At 68.2% G+C, this 1,520-nt stretch carries 2 protein-coding genes and 2 pseudogenes; 2 read left to right on the top strand and 2 right to left on the bottom strand.

All coding sequences use genetic code 11. The features are described 5' to 3' along the window. Positions 1–149: pseudogene (locus tag BIS11_RS17305) on the bottom strand (molybdopterin-binding protein); the annotation flags it as partial. 13 nt (positions 150–162) lie between these two features. Further along, on the bottom strand, positions 163–489 hold the full coding sequence (locus tag BIS11_RS17300) for a DUF1244 domain-containing protein (RefSeq protein WP_253418418.1): 327 nt from the start codon (positions 487–489) through the stop codon (positions 163–165). 160 nt (positions 490–649) lie between these two features. Between BIS11_RS17300 and mobA the strand changes: the two genes are divergently transcribed. Both mobA and BIS11_RS17290 read left to right on the top strand, forming a co-directional pair. Then, positions 650–1,261: a molybdenum cofactor guanylyltransferase MobA gene (gene mobA / locus BIS11_RS17295; protein ID WP_253418468.1), complete on the top strand. Its 612-nt coding sequence runs from the start codon at positions 650–652 to the stop codon at positions 1,259–1,261. Continuing rightward, positions 1,258–1,520, top strand: a pseudogene (locus BIS11_RS17290) (hypothetical protein); the annotation flags it as partial. The gene mobA and the pseudogene BIS11_RS17290, both read left to right, overlap by 4 nt.

Genomic DNA, 1,520 nt, shown 5'->3' with positions numbered 1-1,520 from the left:
ATGCGGTACTTGTCATCGACCACGATGCGTTTTTCCGCCAGCCGGTGGCCGGCGCCCTCGAGCCGCTCGACCAGCAGCTGGCCGGAGGTGTCGCTCTCCTCGCCGCGCGTGTCCGAGACGGTCAACACCGCGATGTTCAGCGCTTGCATGGCGTCCACGGGGTCACTCCTTCGCGCGTTTCTGGGCCTGGCGCGCCTCGAGGGCCGCCAGCTGCTCGGGCGTCGCCTCGCCCTGGTAGTGCGCCTTCCATTCGCTGTAGGGCATGCCGTAGACGTACTGCCGCGCGGCCTCGAGGTCGAGGGTTTCACCGCGCGCCTCGGCGGCGCTCACCAGCCACTTGGAGAGGCAGTTGCGACAGAAGTCCGCCAGGATCATCAGATCGATGTTCTGGACGTCCTTGTTGTCGTCGAGATGGGCGAGGAGCCGGCGAAAGGCGGCCGCCTCGAGCTCGGTGCGGGTCGTCTGGTCAAATTCATCGAACGCTTGCATGATGTCTCCTTGAACGGCTGATGTTCGCCAGCATAGCAAAGACGCCCTTTAAAAACGCCGCGACGATTGCGAACATGGCACTTCAAGCGGCACGTCGAGTCCAAATGCGTGCACCGCCCCACTCACCCCCGGCGAAGGTACTCTCATGATCGCGAAGCCCATGATCGCGAAGGACGAACTGACCGGCCTGGTCCTGGCCGGCGGCGAAGGCCGCCGCATGGGCGGGCGTGACAAGGGGCTCGATCCGTTCGAGGGCGCGCCGCTCTTTACCCACTCGCTTGGCCGCCTCGAAGGCCGGGTCCATGAAGTGTTGATCAGCGCCAACCGCAACGCGGACGCCTACGCGCTGTTCGGCCACCGCGTGATCGCTGACCTCGAGTCCGGCTTTCACGGCCCGCTCATGGGCCTGCTGAGCGGTCTCGAGGCGGCGACCACGCCCTGGCTGGTCGTTCTGCCCTGCGACACGCCGCTGCTGCCGGACGACGTGGTCGAACGCCTGGTGGCCGGCATCGGCACGGCGCGCATTGGCGTTGCCTTCGACGGCGAGCGCCGGCACCCGACGGTCGCGCTGATCGACACGTCGCTTGCCGACGACCTGCGCGCGTTCCTGGCCAGCGGCGAGCGCAAGCTCACGCGCTGGTACGAGCGTCATGCGAGCTGCGATGTCGACATGGCGCACGCGCCGGGCGACTTCGTCAATCTCAACGACGAAGCGCACAAGCAGCGCCTGGAGCTCGATCGCGCCACACGGCGCGCAAGGCCGAGCCCATGACGCGCGGCCCCGAGCAGAGCGATGCCTTGAGCGTTGACGAGGCCCGCGCGGCGCTCGCACGCCTGGTGAGCCGGGAAGTGGGCAATGAAACCCTCGACCTGGCAGACGCCCATGGCCGCACGCTGGCCGCCGCCGTCGAGGCGCCTTTCGATGTGCCGCGCTACGCCAACGCCGCGCTGGATGGCATCGCCCTGGCCTGGCCCGAGGGCGCTCCCGGCCGCTGGTCGGTTGCCGGGAGCGTGTTCGCCGGTGACGCCTT

This window comes from Halomonas sp. 707D4 (assembly GCF_024158685.1).
Taxonomy (GTDB): Bacteria; Pseudomonadota; Gammaproteobacteria; order Pseudomonadales; family Halomonadaceae; genus Vreelandella.
This window is presented reverse-complemented; position numbering and strand designations above follow the sequence as displayed.